The sequence below is a fragment of the Lysinibacillus sp. NPDC093688 genome (assembly GCF_050280145.1).
Taxonomy (GTDB): domain Bacteria; phylum Bacillota; class Bacilli; order Bacillales_A; family Planococcaceae; genus Lysinibacillus; species Lysinibacillus xylanilyticus_B.
Genome location: NZ_JBNNUX010000013.1, coordinates 1 through 16881, shown reverse-complemented (window position 1 = coordinate 16881; position 16881 = coordinate 1). Strand labels below are relative to the sequence as shown.

Genomic DNA, 16881 nt, shown 5'->3' with positions numbered 1-16881 from the left:
ATAGTTTGTTTATAGGAATTTCGCATCTTCATGTACCTACAATAATTTAGATTACATTTATGTTTATATAGTAACTAATTCAGCTTTCTTTTTCTTAAGTGGTGCAAGCTCTGGTAGACGTACCCAACTTAAACCAAGCGTTCCTTCACCTGCATGAACCGCTACACAAGCACTTAGTGGTAATACGGAGAAGTTTATGAGCGGATATTCGTTCTCTAAAGCTTTTTTCCAAGCGGTTGCGCCTTCTTCATCATTACAGTGAATAATTGCAACTTCAGGGATAATACTTTTTTCTAGATCTGTATTTAAAACATTTTGTACATATGTTTTAGCTCTAGTCGTAGCGCGTACTTTTTCTTTCATAACGGGCTTCCCATCTTCAAATGATATGACAACTTTAATATTCAACAAGTTACTTAAAAATGCTTGAGTCCCTGAAACTCGACCACTTTTATGTAATTGTGATAAGTTAGCCGGAATAAATGAAAGCTCACTGTTATCTGCCATCTCATTGATTCTTTCAACAATATAGCCAGGTTCAAAACCTTCACGCTCTAACTGCTGACCGAGTTTAATCATTTTCATCATCGGAAATGACCCGATTTTTGAATCCACTGGATATACTTCAAATTCAGCTTGACCAGCTGCTGTGAAAGTGCTTTGATAAGTGCCCGAAAGATGTTGAGAGGTATGAATTGCAATTGCACATGTATACCCTTGTTCTTTTAATGATTTATATAAGTCTACAACTTCACCAATAGCAGGTTGTGATGTCTTTGGATTTTTTTTAGCATTTCGTAGCTTTTCGTAAAACTGATCATGTGTCATATCAACAGTTTCGCGTAAAGCCCCTTCTTCGAACACTATATTAAGTGGTAATACGTGAATTTGATTGTCCTGTATGAACTTTTCATCTAACAATGCTGCTGTATCTGTAACCCATGCAATTTTCTCCATTAAAAGTAATCCCCTTCATCTATCGTAGAATATTATTCATTTTATCTTATGCAACTATACACAGATAAGATCATCATGAGTAGTGATATTTATAATACTGTATTTATTTTTTTACAATCTTCGACATTATTTCGACAATAATTGCGATAAAAATAGCATTTTATAAGCCTACGGTAAGCTATCTAATATTTCATTCGCTAATTGTTGGGCGCATATACGACGTTATTGGCTGAAAGCCGGTAGCAAAAATGGGAAAATCGGCTTGGATTACTGTGTTCAACTGTATCGCTTAGAACGGCAATATAAGCATCTCTCACCAGGAAAGCGTCGTAAAGCACAGCAAAAGCAATCAAAACCGATTGTCGAAAAGTTTCAGGAATGGGTAGATAAATCGCCTTTCTTCGGAAAAACACCTTGGATAAAGTTTCCAAAAACACATTAAATCGTGTACATGGGTTAAAAGTTTCTCTGTTCGATGGTCGGATTGGAATTGATAATAATCCAGCTGAAAATCCGATTCGTCCTAATGTGATTGGCCGAAAGAACTGGCGTTTTTCTGTGAGTGAAGCTGGTGCTAAGGCGAATGCACTGCTTGAGTCTGGCCGAAACAGCAAAAGCGAATGGTATCGATTTCTATCAATATTTAGTTAAACTAATGATGGAGCTGCCGAATTTACCGATCCATCAGCAACCCCAAATTTTAAATAAATACATGCCTTAGTCGAAAAATATCCAAGCCACATGTGCAAAATAGCCATCTATTCGAAAAAAATTTCAGATAGATGGACATTCGTAGTGCGGTCCGGAAAGGTGCGCATATTTTTTATATTTCGGGCTTACTTAATAACTAAATACCATTTCAAAAATTTAAAATAAAAAAGCTTATTCCTTCTACTCTTTTAAAGTTGGAATAAGCCAATGTTTTTATAATTTATCTTTTTTAAAAGGAACTACTTTTAATACTTGTCCAGTTTCCCCCAATGATTCAATTAGCTTTATAGCTTGATAGTAAGGGTATTCAATAACAAGTTCACAAGGAAGTGTTTTAGAACATTTTAGAAAATCTAAGGCAGATATTTTTAAGTGCAAAACATTTTTTATTTTGACTAAATCTTTTAATCCCCCAATGGGTGAAGCTATTAACACAATATTGCAAGTTTCAACAGAGTCATCTAACTCTCATTCCTCTAACTCAGTAACACAACCGCTATCAATCCAACTGTTAAAGTCTACGGCAATAATAGTTGCATTTTGTGGATTCATATCACCACAATCCAAGACGAATATCTTACTCTCTTCAACATTTAGTTCCATTAAAAAGACATTGCCGCCACCATTATCGCCAATAGCAACGTAACCTTTTGCATACTCATTTACTTCCCAAGTTTCGTTTCTCTCAATAAGATCCTCAGTACCATAAATCAACACACCTCCACCAATGGAAAAGCCATTAATGTTTTTTAGTAAGCTTCTATATGTAACAGGTAGTCTAATGTTCATTTTATCTTCTAAACTACCGATTTCATTCTCACTTGCTGGGGCATTATTAATTAAATCGGAAATATTATTTAAATGAATCATTGTTCACCACCTTGTAATCTAAATCTGCTGGATTACTATTCACTTCTCAAAATTCAATTAAAGTTTTTGAAAAATCAATGCTATCGTTCTGTCTGGTAAATTTTCAGCTTCTTTTAGATTCATATATATTTATTTACCTTTTTTATGTATATATTAAGTCTATTAATCTATTTAGCAGGCAGACACTCCCGATTAAACCACCGAAGCTCTTCTAACGTTAAATGGATCCACGTCCCCTTCTTCTAACAAATCCTCAAATTTCTCCGCCCCATATTTTGCAAAATAATCATATTCGGACTGTGAAATGAAAAATGCTAGCAGCAGTTTTCCATCCCTTTCGTTAGAGTCTGTAAGTGCCAAACTATATTCTTCTGGAAAAGCATACAGCTCAGTAAAATAGACAGCACTTTTATTATATTTATGAACAAAAGCAGCATCAATGTTCTCTATTCCACTTATCGCTAAGCCCCTCCCTAAATGCATTTGATTTTGGACACAGTAAAATAACGTATTTGCAAGAATATAGCCCGAACTATTAAATGCTCCATCAACTACCATAGAAATCTCAAAATAATCGCCCACTACTTCTGTATATTTACTCAAACCAAGTGTGGTATAAACTAAACATTCTTCAAAGACATTTTCATACTTCAAAATTTGGATACTAGGCATTTCTTCACTAAATTTATACACCTCTCGATCGATTGGCTCTCCTAAAAATTTAGTGTAATGATCAAAGTAAAGCTCGCCATAGTTAATCATCTAATTTCTCCTTTATTTCCTTCTAAACTATAATCTATTTAATTTACTTACCAATAATTCTATTCAAATTTATGTACCAATGCCCATACCCCATATTTATTATAAAACAAGTGATCTTCTGGAATATGCCTACAGTCACTGTATCTTAAAACAAAAATTGGGTGTTCTTCAGCTAAACTAAATGTAGAACCGTCCTCTAAATACGGCTTTTCAATTAGATTGTATAAGCAAAAAATTTGCATGAGCTCTTGAGCATATTCAGTCGATACCTGATTTTTAAAAGTAATAACATCTGGTAACCCAAAACAATGCATGCCACATGTATAATAGAAATCATCCTCTTCAGCTACAGTAACAAAAGCTTTAAAAGTTTCTGGTATTTCTTTTTTACTATTTATTATTGCCCAACTTTCAGGAGTTGTCGCAGTACCGGAAACTTCAACTTTAACTCCCAATCCCCCTGCTTTTATAAGCACATTAGTAACTTCTATTAATTTAATAAGATTATCAATAGTGCCACCATTACCAATTAAATACACTGTAAGAGAATGATTTTGTATTTCATTTAATTGTTCTTTTGTAAATGCATTACCTCCAGCTACTTCAAAAGCTTCTGCTAAATTTTCATCATGACCATAAATTTCTATTTCATAATTCGTATTGGGGTTATCTAGTTTAACAATACGATTTTCAATCAATACAAACTCATCACTACTTCTTATTATCATTTCGATCATTTCACTTTTGTTCTTCCATTTGCCAGGTATACATAAAATAATTTGTGGTTCTTCCATTTAGAGAACTCCTTTGTTGAAATTTAGTGAGAGATATTCACTATTTCTTGTTTCTTTGCAATAAATTTAAAATATTTCACTCTCATATTTTCCTGCTAAATCGAGTACAAAGTAATTTTACATATTAGTTTCACATCGCATTCAGTTGATTCATTGTCATATATAAAATTTTCGCAATTCGTCTTCCATCTATCTTCCAAGAAATCTAATTTAACATATATTCTCATTATGATACACTCTTTTTCCAACTTCCTTATCTCTGTAATTTCGATAATTAATAGTTCATGCATAAAAAAGAATGAATTTCCTCTATAGTAAATATTTCACAAAAAATTACGATACCTTAGTTTTCCTTATAAAATCCTGATAATTATTATATAAAGTTTCATTAACAAAGTTTTTTCAACTATAGCCACTTGTTGAAAGAACAAAATAACAATCGAAAGGATGATTATATGAAGCAAAAGCTTTCACCCATATCTGCCAAAGAGCGGCTTGAAACACTCGATGTATTAAGGGGGTTCGCATTATTAGGAATCATTTTAGCCAACATTGTTTGGTTCCTTTACCCCGCCTACATGCAGGAAGATTTAAGTTTTAAAAATGAATGGACTTCTTTTTGGAATGACGCCGATTATACAGTTAAAACTATAATTACTATGTTTGTTGATGGGAAATTTGTCATGCTCTTTTCCATGCTGTTCGGTTTTGGAATGGTCATCATGCAGGAAAGAGCTGCCGCAAAGCAATTAAACTTTTGGGGAATTTATTCTAGACGTCTTATTGCGTTATTTATTTTCGGTTCTATCCATGCCTATTTCATTTGGTTTGGTGATATTTTAACAGACTATGCAATTTTAGGATTATTACTCCTTCTCATGCATAAGTTAAAACCAAAAGCTATGTTAATTATTAGCTTAACTTTATATAGCTTACTTTTGGGATCATTTACGTTTGGGGCTCTATCCTCTGATTCTACTACGACAATGACAATGTCCATGTCAGAGGAAAGTCGTCAGCTCATGCAAGTTACGATCGATGCCCATCAAAATGGAAACATTCAAGAATTAATGGATGCTAATCTTATGGAAAGAACTTTTTATACAATGCGTAATGGGCTATATGTTCTTTTTCTAGGTAATCCTATATTTTTTCTATTTTCAAATCTTCCATTCCTACTAATGTTTTTATTTGGAGCAGCTGTCGCGAAGAAAAAATGGCTTCATCGTTTTGAAGAATATCGAAAAGGCTTTTTCATTACGTGGTTACTAACATTGATTTTTGGTGGGACATTAGGCTGGATACTACCTTTCCTTTCAGAAAACTTTTCTGCTGTTCAATATATTAGCTCACCACTCCTAACAATTTTCTATGCCATTAGCTTGCTCTTTATTTATCACACGGTGAAAGGCAAGAAAGTTTTACAGTGGTTAGCGTTCCCTGGAAGAATGGCATTCACAAACTATATCGGCCAATCTATTATATGTACATTTTTATTTGGACCATTTGCATTTGGCGTATACGGAAAACTCCACTTAACGACAGCTATCATCATTGCCATTGTCATTTTTGTTTTCCAAGTGATTTTTAGTAAGCTTTGGTTATCCAAATTCCGCTTCGGGCCACTTGAATATGTTTGGAGGTCTTTCACTTATTTAGGTATTAATAAGGAATCTAAAAATGTATAGCTTATGTGCTTGTGAGTTCTCGATAAATTTAGGATTCTTTTTGATAAAATGAATAGAGGGGCTGCCAGTTGATAGCCTCCCTGTTCCATCAAGCCTGTCTTTTTTATTTCACTCAATGGGAATTAACAGGAATTTTCATAGTATGTATAATTAGAAAGATTATTTATTGCAACAAGAAAGGATTGATAAATAATGAAGCACTCATTAAAACAGACGATAGCTTTACAAGCCGTAGAGGAGTCAGTTACTTATACGGATAGTAAATTAGGCGGACGACCTTATTGTAAGTTAGGTGATAGCTTTCCTGTACATAGTAGTGGTACACCTTATATGTTTTTGGCACAGCTTAATTTTTCTCAGCTACCTTCGCTGGAAGATTATCCACAGCAAGGGCTTCTACAGTTTTTTGTGTTGGCAGATGAGGATTATGGTGTTTACGAGGATGGTTATTATTGTCGGTATTATGCGGACTTTGAGCCCTCTCATGATACAGAGCCTTTCTCTGATGAGGAAATGGAGTATGAGCTATGTGAACCAATTATCTTTGGTGGCCCTTATGCATTTAAAGCAACATTACGAGAAGAGTTAGTACCATACACAGATCCTCGCTCCGTTCATTATGACTTACCAATGGAGAACCCTGCATATTCAAAGTATTTTGATCAAACAGATGGTAGTGGCACGAAAATAGGCGGCTATGCATTTATGGATAAAAATAGTTTTGATGAGAATAATAGCAATGCTGAGCTGCTGTTTCAATTAGATATGGAGGGTGATGCCCAAAAGACATATGCCATGATAGCAGACTCTGGTACATTGCAATTTTTTATAGAGCGAGATTCTCTGATTGCAAAGGATTTTTCTAAACTTTATTATTATCTTTACAGTATGTAATTGAAATCGTAAGAGTCAAATAGCGCCCACCTGTTACTCAGGGGGCGCTATTTGACTCTTACATAAAAAAACTTAAATTAATTGGTCTAGTCTCCCATCAACTAAGAGTATTTTCCCACAAGGAATTTTTCCTGCGCAATATTCCTTCCATAGCCCATTTAACCAACTATTATTAATATCACAAAGCACTGCCTCTAATAATAATGCAAGATCATCTGATAAATAAGCAGCAAGATCGGATGACTGTGAGTGCTCAAAAATTGCTTTAAAAGTTCTTTCTCTTAAGCTTTCAATTTTTTGTGTGTAACAAGTATCGACTGTACTATTTTTTAAATTCTCTCTCACCTCATCATATATCTCCATCCACTTACTTGAAAACTCATCGCAATCTCTACTATCAAGAATATCATCGCATTCTTCTTGCGAAACACCTTTAATTATCTCAATCAATTTAGTACTACAAAAAAACTCCATTTTCTCAAAAACTTTTATGTATATTTCCATAACGAAATCTCCTTTTATACCTACAATCCAATTTGGATTTTCTTTTTTCGATCCCAATCCAACGAAATCCTTCTTGCAGACTTTGAACTAATCATTGAAAATGTTGAAATACAGTAGACTAAAAATCCATAAACGTATCGTGTTCCATATAATAATTAATCCCCATTATAAAGTCATCAATTGAAGCTTGTTTTTTCTGGTGTAAGACATTCATTAACACATCTTCAAATTGTTGTCCGTCATAAAAGAATTCTAATGATTCATTAATTACAAAATCCGGGTATACTTCTTCGTCATCATCTGTAATCGTTGGATCCAAATAACAAATTAGGTCTAAACTAGCAACTTCTTCATCTTCATTAGTATACAAACAAAAGTTTGTATTTCTAAAACCGTTTTTTGCAATATCCTTTGAAATAACATAGATTATCTGACTTAATTTATATGGTATTCTGAACTCTATATTCTCCATAAGAATCCTTCTTTCCTTTCTGCATTAATGACAGTAAACATAAAGCACAGGTAAAAAAATGATGCCCTCTACTATATGCTATTTTCAGTAACCAAGTACCTCTTCCATATGTATCAAGTTCTATTGACCAGATTTGATTTCCATCTTTATCATAGGCTTTGATAAACGTTCCAAAGGGGCTTATTTCTAACAAAAAAACAAAGGCAAAGCAGACGATAAAGCTCTTTTTACCTTTGTCTTTAAAATTTTATCTCAAATCGGATTCATGTATAATTCCGCTTGAATCAATTTGGCAACACCATTTTACATGTTGCCAATTAGGAAAACTACTTAGATTTTTTTTTATAGCTACACCTTCAGCGTCAAGATTATCCACTTGTCCATTACCTGAAATATCCTCAGAATAAATACTCACAGGTATACCCTCGTAAAAAGTAATCATATTTCCTTTAGAATCAGCTTTTGTATCGCCTTTGGATAACAATACTATATTATCAGTAACTAACTCATTGAAATCAACATAAATGCGTCTTTACTCACTTTTATAAACCTCGTTGTATGTAAGTTTAGGGGGAATTCAGTCAATACATATAAGAACAAGTTGGGTAATTACCTTTTGACCATTTCGGTACTCTCACCCCTTGCGTTCCATAGTTAACTCGAATACTAGTTAACCTATTTCACATTTAAAGAAATTAACATAGAGATATACAAGCTATGAAATGTTATCACATATCATCAAGCGAGTACTTCGATGTCTGTTTTATTATCACTATGTATCTACTACCATTCAGTATTATATTATTTTAAATCAACAAATACCGGACTACGTACATTTCCCTCTTTAACTAATAGAACCCCTTTAATTTTTTCTTTTCTGCAAGCATCCACGAAAACTTCATCTACAACTATCTCTTCTTTGGATTCTTCCATTCTTACTACATGATATCCATTAAGGGATTCTGGAATAAGAGCAATAATATTTAAACTAATTGGCCCATTAGGTATGGATTTAACTAGTGGTTCATAGTCTGATCTATTATGATCTAAACAAGGAATTAGATTTAAAACATTCATTACAAAGTAGGAATCGTTTATTTCTCCCGTTTCTGTAGATTTAATAATTGCAGGAATAAACTCACAATCTGAACCTAATTCTTCTATTAGCATTTTTAGCCTTAAACTTACTAATTTGCCACCGACTGTTGGTAAAATATCATACTGTTCTAAATAAGAATCGAACCTATCTACCACGTATAAAAGTTTTTCACTCTGAGAATATGGTATTCCTTTTTCCAAATCAAATCTAGTATACTTGTTTTCATCAGAATAAAAGAAATATACATCTCGTTTGTAAGAAGCTAACAATCTGAAATAACTCATCTCAAACTCATCCTCCACAATGTAATCTGGTATCTATTTTTTGTTCCTCGGGTATAAAAATCTTTGTAGCAGACGTCGACAGACACTTAAAGTGATTATGACATTTCCTATAACTGGTTAGGAGTAATTCATAAATTACCATTCAGCAAAATTCTCCTCAACAAAACTTCCAAAAGGTTTTGACAATACTTCTTTATCTCCTGAGTCGTGATAGTATATTACGACTTCCCCGTTAGCATTTATTGCTATTGGATTACCTGAACCATCATCAGAAAAAATTAAGCTTTTGTTAATTTCAAGAGAAAATTTATCTCCTTCAAATGACTCTCTGCACCAATTCGTCAAATGAATAATAGCTTCATTACCTAGGGATGAACCATTCGAAAATGCATGAATTGCTATTCCTGCATAAGAGCCTCCAAATCGCTTAATAAACTCTTTATAATCATCATCTAGTTTTATTTGAAGTTCTTTCTCTGCTTTCGCAATCTCTTTAGGCGTGGCTGGTACTCCTTTTAGTTCAGGATGTTTTTCAAGAAAATATTTTATTCTTTTCATCAGCTCACCTTTCATTTTTCCTTAACTCCTTTTATTTACCCCCGACCCCTCATTACCAAAACGAACCCAATTTATGTCTTTTTATTATATGCTAAATTTCCCATCAACCGTATTTATAAAATCTATTACATCTTTTTCCGTAAAAGTAAATGGACTAAACATATTTCTTATGAACGACTCTTTTTCTTCACAACTGAACTTCTCCCATGCCACATATTGAGTATTTTCAACTGCTCTTTCTTTAAAAAAGTTATGGTTCTCAATCTTCCGCCATTCACTCCATGTATCTTTTCCTTTTTCTTCGATTTCGTATTCTGTTAACAGGTCTACAATTTTGTTGCAGATTTTTGCAATAATAGGACTACCCGCAACATCGAAATTATCTGGATCTTTATGAAACTTTGCCTCCATTAAAGCTTTATGCAAGTTTAAAATTTCATAATATCCCTCAACCTCTAGTTTTATTTCATTCATAGAAATGATTTCCCTCCTCTTTATTCACCTCCAATTCAAAGACACTACATTTTATTTTATGATAAATCAATTCCTCATTTATTATTTTTTCAATTTCCCGCCAGTCCCCACCTGCTAATCCTGAACCAATTTTAGGCATCTGTATAGATAATCTATTTATTAATGAAAATCTAGCAACTTTTTTTAAACATAAACGGAGTGCATCATAATCAATATAAGTTGTACTATCTTTGTAATTTTTCTTTACACCTTTTTGTGCAAGCATATTTGCAATAAAAATAGGTTTCTGTTGCCCCACACATACAAACTGGGCTTCTCCTAACCTAAATGTTTCTTTGTCCTTAGACCATTTTAAATATTCTTTCTTTGCAGAAGGGAATTGCTTTGATAGAGAAAGAACAAAACCTTTTCCCCATAATCCTAATAGGTTAACAACATGAATGATTAGAATATTTTCTTCTAAAGGAAGAGAAGCATCACCTTTTAGGTAGCTAATTTGAGATTTGTTAACATGAACCAAAAGTGCCTCCTTCCACTTACTTTCAAATTCTACTCTAGTAATAGGTACACTATCGCTTAAATCTAAACTATCGACATGTCCATCGTACAATAAAAATCCAATATTTTCGTTCCAATCGTTCAACGATGAGGAAATATACATATCGTTATTGATTATGTTAATCTGCCTTATTGCAATCCCATTCTCAAATTCTGTAAATAATTGTCCGTTACCTTTTACAAAATCAACATTATTACATTTGTAGTATAATAGGCTATCCTCAGGTTCTATATACTGTTTCACTGATATTCAGCCCCCTTTTTGAAATATGTAATCCGTTACAAAATCAATGATTAAATTTCCTATCCTAGATTCACGAACATTTAAACGTGAAACATCAATTTCCAGAAACATAACCATTCACCTCACTCCTGATGATTCGTTAGATTAAAGGGCGATATATATCTTTCCAGTAAGGAATCATCTCTTCTGAAAAAATATAAACAAAATCATTAGAAGATAGGTTACCTAAATTATCTAATGCAATTCCAAACTTGAAATATATTTTATAGTTTCTGTTTATAAAATACTCTTCATTTTTTAAATTATCCAGATTAGAACCGAATTTTGATAACAATTTATTATCTATAAAAACTTCCTCTTTACATTTTAAGGCTAGTTGAATTAACTGTCCTTTTTCATTATACATTGCTTGACTATTCGTCCTGTTTTCTGTAGTTATACCCTTTTTATTATTCTTGCTTATTTTTAAAGGAGTTCCCCATATTTTTTCAATTTCACTCGGTTGCATACCAAATTTCAATAATCCTACAGATTGATACGGAGTAATTTCATATTTTAAGTTTATTAGCTCATTTTCAATACTTCTGAATTGAAAACCTAATTTTATATCTTTCTCGTAAATATTTTTTTGGTTATCTGAATAAATTGTTAATTGGATTCCATCATCAGGAAAATCTAACCCATAAATCGACATGTTATACTGTGGAAATATATAACATCCATCAACAAAATACGGATTTTCTTTGAATAAGAATTGCTTTGATTCATTTATTAAATCAATTTTTTGTTTATTCAAGAAAATAATCTTTGGATTGTTCACAGAAATACTTACTAAAACATCATCTACAAAATGAAATATATATTCATCTTGATATAGAAAAAATTCTTTCCCATTTACTTTTTTCTTATCTAATTCACCTAGGATATTGTTTAAGTCTGAAGATGTTATAGATAGCTTTACTTCGTTTATCCCGATTTTGGGTAATATTTTTAACTCTCTTTTCATACCTTCTACCTCATCTACGATATTTTCTTGTTAATCTTTTTTGTTCTGCATTGGTTATATATCCATTGTCTCCTGCGTACTCCAACATTTCTCTTATTCCATCATTAAATTGAGAACCAAATTTTCTTTGTACGTCTCGTATGTCAATTTTCCATCGCTTTTCCGAATTTTCCACTATCAATCAATTCCCTTTGGTATGCTCTCCATTGTTTCCCTTTGGTATAACTTCCCCAACTAGCTGTGTCAAGATGATCGGGAGTAGGCATCCAAATTGCTGGTCCTTTCCCATGACTTACTGGAGAAACTGAGTTTGCAGGCAGATGATGTACCTGCCCCCTATGTTCGTTGCTTCGAGCATAGGGAGGGTTAAAACAAGCTATTGGCGACTGTATTCATTTTTATAATCACTATCAATACCAGAAAAGATTAAACGGCTTGAGCCCTTTAGAATTAAGACCCACGCCGTTTAACGTATTTTCATTATTTGAATATAAGTATTATTCTGTGTGAGTTGCCACTTCATAAAACTGAAAAACCTTGTTTCAAATTAGAAAGTAGAAACGAGCGAACATAACTTGATTGAAAGGGTTTTGAGATTTCTTAGTCAACCGATTTTTACTTTTTAAAGTACGCAAAAAACACTAGTTTCTAGTTTCACTTAATTGTGAACAGTAAACACACGAGATACGGCCATTTCACTACTAATGAAAAGCCATATGTAATGAAGACTATAAAAGCTCTTCATTACATAGGATTTCAATTTTACTAAAAATCTATGCAATTCTGTTTCTACATTTGAGATTTTATTATATAAACTTAATTAATATAAAATGTGGCCCATCAACTCTATTTTTTAAAGACCCGCATTTACCTATTCAAAATTGAAAAGGGGATTTTGTTGAAAGTCCTTTTTTAATTTTTTCAATTTCTTCAATGGCTTTTTGTTTCCAATGCTCTTTTAATCTAAAAGCTTCATCATAAAAATCTTTGTTATGAAGTTGAGAAATTAAATCTGCTAACTCAAACCACTCAAATATATTAATTGAAATATTCAACATGCTTTCTGGACTAAAATCTTCAAGATCATGATCATAAAAAAATACTGTTGGTGGTGATTTAACATCATCAAGATCAATTATCCAAAAATCACCTCTACCAGTTTCGGCGAATATCCAATGATTTTCTTTAAATTCACTAAAATCATGGTGATACTCTTTGTTATATTTTTTTGCTTTTTCATAAGATAAAAAAACATGATCTGTCTCAATTTTATTATCAGCAAGTTTCTCATATAAAAACAAACAATCCTTCCTCGTAAACTCACTAATCTTAGGAAATTTATTACGATGTTCTAAGCTTGCCATTATTTCGTCAAAAATTTTTTTCTTTATCATGAAATTCACTACTTTCTACATGGTGCATTTTTAATTGAAGTTGCACTTCTAGAATTTATATTAGATTTTTTAGCCATCCTATCTAGGGTATTTTCAAAATACTGTTTTAACTCCTGTTGCGAGGCGTTAGGGAATTTATTTGGAGTCTCATTGAGAATGTTTTTCCAAACTTTATTCCAATTCTTATCTATTTTACTACTGTTTGTATGGATACCTGGCTTCTTTGTATGTTGCTTTTTATTAAGATCGTAAAAATATTTAGGATCATTTACGTCAATACCTGCCATTTTCATAAACTTATCTTTATACTGTTCAGGGAAACCATGATGAATATCACCTGTTGCATTTTTTCCAGTATGAGATTTCCATAAATTTTGAAAAACGTACGTATAAGTTTTTGCTAATCCAAACACATCTATTTCAACATTTGGATCACTAACGTATCCATAAATCGTCGGATTATTCCCTGCAAGCCCAATAGGATCTTGTTGTAAATACATCCCTTCACTTGGAGAGTAGTATCGGAATCTGTTGTAATATAATCCTGTTTCATCATCTTCATACTGCCCTTGATATCTAAATGGGATAAAATCTTCTACATCTGTAAATTCTTTTACCCTACCGAATATATCAAACTCAGCTGACCAAACCTTATTACCTTCTTCATCATAGGCTTCTACAGGCGTTCCTAGATAGTCACTAATAATACTGTAATTACCTTCACTCGTGATTTTAGCTGAAGGGATGAACCCATCATTAAACACCCATGTGACTAGATTCTCTGGTATTTCAGATTTATTCTCTGAGGAATACTCAACTGGATTTTCAAATTTATCTGAATCATTCTGCAAGAAATACTCATGTAGGATAGTATTCCCATCCCAAACGAAACTTATTGTTTTCTCGTCAGAACACTTCTCTATTCGTCTACCTAGCGAGTCATACTTGAAAGTAACTTCTGCATTATCTGGTTTGATGACCTTCGACATCATGCCATTGCCATAGTATTCATACTTCCACGCATCACCATTCTTTTCGACTTTTTGAACCAGATTTCCTTCCTCATCATAAGAGAATATGGCCTCTCTTGTTTCAAGTAATCTGCTTCCGGTGCCATAGACACGATCTGTCTTTTCTTTCGTTTCATACAAATTTCCGACATCGTCGACACTGCGGTGTAAGAAGTCGAATTGACCGCCTTGATTGGACCACACGAGGTTACTGAATTCATCGTAACCATAGGTAACTTTTACACCTGTTAACTCGTTTACCATGCTTCGTAAGCGATGATTGGCGTCCCAATTATATACTCGTCTTCGTGCATCGCGGTTTTGACTACTTATTCGATGGTGTGTTGGTCTACCTGCTACATCATACTGCCATTTGCTGATGACATCCCCTGGTAAGATTCTCTCAATCTCTTGGCCGAGTTCATTGTACTGCATGGATGCTGTCCAATTTTCTTGCTCTAAACGAGAAGCCATGATTTGCGACACATTGCCCATTCCATTGCGAGCGACATCGATTTTTGCGCCAAAGCTACTTATAATCTGTGAACGGTTGCCTAATTCATCATAGCTACTCGCAATCCAATGATCGTTCTGCCACTCCTTGATCACTTGGCCAGATAGGTCTCGTTCCAGCTTTACAGTCACATGCTCATTTTCAGTTTCAATTAACGAACCATTTTGGCATAGCCAAACGTTTCCCAGGTGTCATCATAGTAGTCAGATCGAATGACATTCCCTAAATTATCATGTTCGTATGCTGTCCAACGGTCACCAGGACGTTGAACTCTCTGAACTAATCCAGTCAGACTTTGCTCATACTTTTCAAAATATCAACTTTACGGCATGAATCCCCAACACCGTAAGTGAAATATATATTTTCGAAGTCGGTAGGACTATAATTTTTTTGACGACCAATTATTCTTCAGTTACCTTCAATTTTTCTATCAAATAAATAATAACAATTTCAAAAAAACGAATCCCTTTTGATTGGAATTCGTTCTTTCGTGCTTTCATTATTTTTTCGGCTGATTGTAAAGCTTCGCTTACCTCTTTTTTCGAGTCATCGTCACGCTATCGAAGAAGTACATGAACATTATCATACTTCAAACAGGAGTACTCAAATAATCGCATTACGCTTAAGCTACTCTCGTAGCCCTATTCCATAAATATGTTTCAGAACTATAATCTATTACCTAATCCTTGCCTGAATATGCTTGCAAAATTCCAAGAATGAAGGTGCTACAACTATTGCATCATCAGGGTCGTAACTTTCTTCATAATCCATGTATTTAATTTCTCCTGTTTGAATATCAATCCAAAAATCATTATCCGCATGATTATCAGCAAAAGGTATATGAAAAAGAACAAAGTTCTCGAAATCCTCAGAATAATCTATCCTTCTATCTTTTGCTCTTTCAATAGATGTTGTGTAACAAGAATCATCCTTATCTTCTAATAATGGAATATGAAAAAAACTTCCAATTTCTATCGAGTAATAATCCTTGTTTGATATTTCATAAAAATTATCAGGGTAAATATATGCCCCTTTAGTAAACACCCCCCCATTATTAGCAAGGTAAAACTCTATAAAATCTTTTTTCCCTGGAAACTCATCAGATACCATTTCATTTATTTCGGAAAGGGATACATCCTTCCAAGAATTCTCAAATAAAATATCGTTATATAGAAATTTATTAGTGTTACCTTTAGAATTGTTATTCATTTAAGTGACACATCCTCCTTTTACTTTAGTTCTTCTTTTATTTGCTTCCGCAACCGCTTCAGGTGAACCATATTTAAAACCTGTATCTTTTTTAAAGTCATCAGCCCCGCCTATATGTGGGTGTTTATGATAGTCTTCGTGTACAAATTGCATTCTCATTGTATTTGTCTTAGAGTCGTAATCTATATGATGGGATCGATATTTTTTGCCTGGATCATTTATTCCAGCTTCTTTTGCAAGTGCGGCTCTATCATTAAAATATGATCCTGTTGCCTCTACAGTAAAGATACCGTGTGGATTACTTGAGCTGATGGTTTTAGGGTGTATTACTCCTCCACCAGTAGAAAGGAAAATGATTGGTTGCCTTACTATTAATCCAAATGGATCTATCATTGCATTTGAATCTCTAACATAACCATACAAAGTCGGATTATTCCCTACAAGTCCAATCGGGTCTACTTGAGTATAATTCCCTTGTTCCGGATCGTAGTATCTGAATCGATTATAATACAATCCTATTTCTACATCTTCATATTGTCCTTGATAACGGAATGGAATAAAGTCTTTCTCACCTGTAAATTCATTCACTCTACCGTAGATATCAAGTTCAGCAGACCAAACTGAATTACCTTCTTCATCATAGGCTTCTACAGGCGTTCCAAGATAGTCACTAATAATACTGTAGTTACCTTCACTCGTGATTTTAGCAGAAGGTACGAACCCATCATTAAACACCCATGTGACTAGACTATCATTTTCTAATTTAACTGAATATTCCTCTGACAAATACTCATGTAGGATAGTATTCCCATCCCAAACGAAACTTGTTGTCTTTTCTTCAGAACACTTCTCTATTCGTCTACCTAGCGAGTCATACTT

17 protein-coding genes and 2 pseudogenes are annotated in these 16881 nt (G+C 33.4%); 3 read left to right on the top strand and 16 right to left on the bottom strand.

The genetic code is table 11. The annotated features are described in order from the left end of the window. Positions 1–63 precede the first annotated feature (63 nt). On the bottom strand, positions 64–957 hold the full coding sequence (locus ACQKN2_RS12010; RefSeq protein WP_427415185.1) for a DegV family protein: 894 nt from the start codon (positions 955–957) through the stop codon (positions 64–66). Between the two features lie 166 nt (positions 958–1123). On the opposite strand from ACQKN2_RS12010, the pseudogene ACQKN2_RS12005 reads away from it, so the two are divergent. After that, positions 1124–1678 (top strand): annotated as a pseudogene (locus tag ACQKN2_RS12005) (IS66 family transposase); the annotation flags it as partial. Between the two features lie 203 nt (positions 1679–1881). Here ACQKN2_RS12005 and ACQKN2_RS12000 read toward each other — a convergent pair. From ACQKN2_RS12000 to ACQKN2_RS11990, 3 genes and pseudogenes are all read right to left on the bottom strand, one after another. Continuing rightward, positions 1882–2538, bottom strand: a pseudogene (locus ACQKN2_RS12000) (SMI1/KNR4 family protein). Between the two features lie 192 nt (positions 2539–2730). Continuing rightward, positions 2731–3300, bottom strand: coding sequence for a suppressor of fused domain protein (locus tag ACQKN2_RS11995; protein ID WP_427415184.1), 570 nt, complete (start codon positions 3298–3300; stop codon positions 2731–2733). A 59-nt stretch (positions 3301–3359) separates the two neighbouring features. Next, positions 3360–4094, bottom strand: a complete 735-nt coding sequence (locus ACQKN2_RS11990) for a DUF4261 domain-containing protein (protein ID WP_427415183.1) — start codon at positions 4092–4094, stop codon at positions 3360–3362. Positions 4095–4549: 455 nt separating this feature from the next. Between ACQKN2_RS11990 and ACQKN2_RS11985 the strand changes: the two genes are divergently transcribed. Next, the gene (locus ACQKN2_RS11985; RefSeq protein WP_427415182.1) at positions 4550–5782 is read left to right on the top strand and encodes a DUF418 domain-containing protein; all 1233 of its coding nucleotides are present in this window, start codon (positions 4550–4552) and stop codon (positions 5780–5782) included. A gap of 192 nt (positions 5783–5974) precedes the next feature. Beyond that, positions 5975–6676 carry a YwqG family protein gene (locus tag ACQKN2_RS11980; protein WP_427415181.1) on the top strand — a complete coding sequence of 234 codons (702 nt, stop codon included), beginning with the start codon at positions 5975–5977 and terminating at the stop codon, positions 6674–6676. Between the two features lie 72 nt (positions 6677–6748). Here ACQKN2_RS11980 and ACQKN2_RS11975 read toward each other — a convergent pair whose 3' ends face one another. The 12 genes from ACQKN2_RS11975 to ACQKN2_RS11920 all read right to left on the bottom strand — a co-directional run. Next, positions 6749–7237, bottom strand: a complete 489-nt coding sequence (locus ACQKN2_RS11975) for a hypothetical protein (protein WP_427415180.1) — start codon at positions 7235–7237, stop codon at positions 6749–6751. 61 nt (positions 7238–7298) lie between these two features. Further along, a complete protein-coding gene (locus ACQKN2_RS11970) occupies positions 7299–7652 on the bottom strand; it encodes a DUF7716 domain-containing protein (protein ID WP_427415179.1) in 354 nt (117 codons plus the stop codon). A 247-nt stretch (positions 7653–7899) separates the two neighbouring features. Continuing rightward, positions 7900–8067, bottom strand: coding sequence for a hypothetical protein (locus ACQKN2_RS11965; RefSeq protein WP_427415178.1), 168 nt, complete (start codon positions 8065–8067; stop codon positions 7900–7902). 386 nt (positions 8068–8453) lie between these two features. After that, entirely contained in the window at positions 8454–9035 is a 582-nt protein-coding gene (locus ACQKN2_RS11960) for an imm11 family protein (RefSeq protein WP_427415177.1), read from the bottom strand. Between the two features lie 135 nt (positions 9036–9170). Further along, entirely contained in the window at positions 9171–9608 is a 438-nt protein-coding gene (locus ACQKN2_RS11955; RefSeq protein WP_427415176.1) for an SMI1/KNR4 family protein, read from the bottom strand. A gap of 69 nt (positions 9609–9677) precedes the next feature. After that, positions 9678–10067 (bottom strand): hypothetical protein, encoded by a 390-nt coding sequence (locus tag ACQKN2_RS11950; protein ID WP_427415175.1) that lies wholly within the window; start codon positions 10065–10067, stop codon positions 9678–9680. Next, positions 10060–10869, bottom strand: coding sequence for a macro domain-containing protein (locus tag ACQKN2_RS11945; protein WP_427415174.1), 810 nt, complete (start codon positions 10867–10869; stop codon positions 10060–10062). Before ACQKN2_RS11945 ends, ACQKN2_RS11950 begins: the two co-directional genes overlap by 8 nt. A gap of 139 nt (positions 10870–11008) precedes the next feature. Then, a complete protein-coding gene (locus ACQKN2_RS11940; RefSeq protein ID WP_427415173.1) occupies positions 11009–11875 on the bottom strand; it encodes a hypothetical protein in 867 nt (288 codons plus the stop codon). Between the two features lie 875 nt (positions 11876–12750). Beyond that, positions 12751–13269, bottom strand: coding sequence for a hypothetical protein (locus ACQKN2_RS11935; protein ID WP_427415172.1), 519 nt, complete (start codon positions 13267–13269; stop codon positions 12751–12753). Between the two features lie 8 nt (positions 13270–13277). Further along, positions 13278–14924, bottom strand: a complete 1647-nt coding sequence (locus tag ACQKN2_RS11930; protein WP_427415171.1) for an RHS repeat domain-containing protein — start codon at positions 14922–14924, stop codon at positions 13278–13280. A 544-nt stretch (positions 14925–15468) separates the two neighbouring features. Continuing rightward, positions 15469–16002: an SMI1/KNR4 family protein gene (locus ACQKN2_RS11925; protein ID WP_427415170.1), complete on the bottom strand. Its 534-nt coding sequence runs from the start codon at positions 16000–16002 to the stop codon at positions 15469–15471. Continuing rightward, on the bottom strand, positions 16003–16881 hold an 879-nt coding region (locus tag ACQKN2_RS11920; protein WP_427415169.1), incomplete at its 5' end, for an RHS repeat domain-containing protein.

Excerpts from the sequence above, each read along its gene's own strand:
- ACQKN2_RS12010 (WP_427415185.1), bottom strand. The coding sequence starts at position 957 with ATGGAGAAAATTGCATGGGTTACAGATACAGCAGCATTGTTAGATGAA.
- ACQKN2_RS11995 (WP_427415184.1), bottom strand. The coding sequence starts at position 3,300 with ATGATTAACTATGGCGAGCTTTACTTTGATCATTACACTAAATTTTTA.
- ACQKN2_RS11990 (WP_427415183.1), bottom strand. The coding sequence starts at position 4,094 with ATGGAAGAACCACAAATTATTTTATGTATACCTGGCAAATGGAAGAAC.
- ACQKN2_RS11985 (WP_427415182.1), top strand. The coding sequence starts at position 4,550 with ATGAAGCAAAAGCTTTCACCCATATCTGCCAAAGAGCGGCTTGAAACA.
- ACQKN2_RS11980 (WP_427415181.1), top strand. The coding sequence starts at position 5,975 with ATGAAGCACTCATTAAAACAGACGATAGCTTTACAAGCCGTAGAGGAG.
- ACQKN2_RS11970 (WP_427415179.1), bottom strand. The coding sequence starts at position 7,652 with ATGGAGAATATAGAGTTCAGAATACCATATAAATTAAGTCAGATAATC.
- ACQKN2_RS11960 (WP_427415177.1), bottom strand. The coding sequence starts at position 9,035 with ATGAGTTATTTCAGATTGTTAGCTTCTTACAAACGAGATGTATATTTC.
- ACQKN2_RS11955 (WP_427415176.1), bottom strand. The coding sequence starts at position 9,608 with ATGAAAGGTGAGCTGATGAAAAGAATAAAATATTTTCTTGAAAAACAT.
- ACQKN2_RS11950 (WP_427415175.1), bottom strand. The coding sequence starts at position 10,067 with ATGAATGAAATAAAACTAGAGGTTGAGGGATATTATGAAATTTTAAAC.
- ACQKN2_RS11940 (WP_427415173.1), bottom strand. The coding sequence starts at position 11,875 with ATGAAAAGAGAGTTAAAAATATTACCCAAAATCGGGATAAACGAAGTA.
- ACQKN2_RS11935 (WP_427415172.1), bottom strand. The coding sequence starts at position 13,269 with ATGATAAAGAAAAAAATTTTTGACGAAATAATGGCAAGCTTAGAACAT.
- ACQKN2_RS11925 (WP_427415170.1), bottom strand. The coding sequence starts at position 16,002 with ATGAATAACAATTCTAAAGGTAACACTAATAAATTTCTATATAACGAT.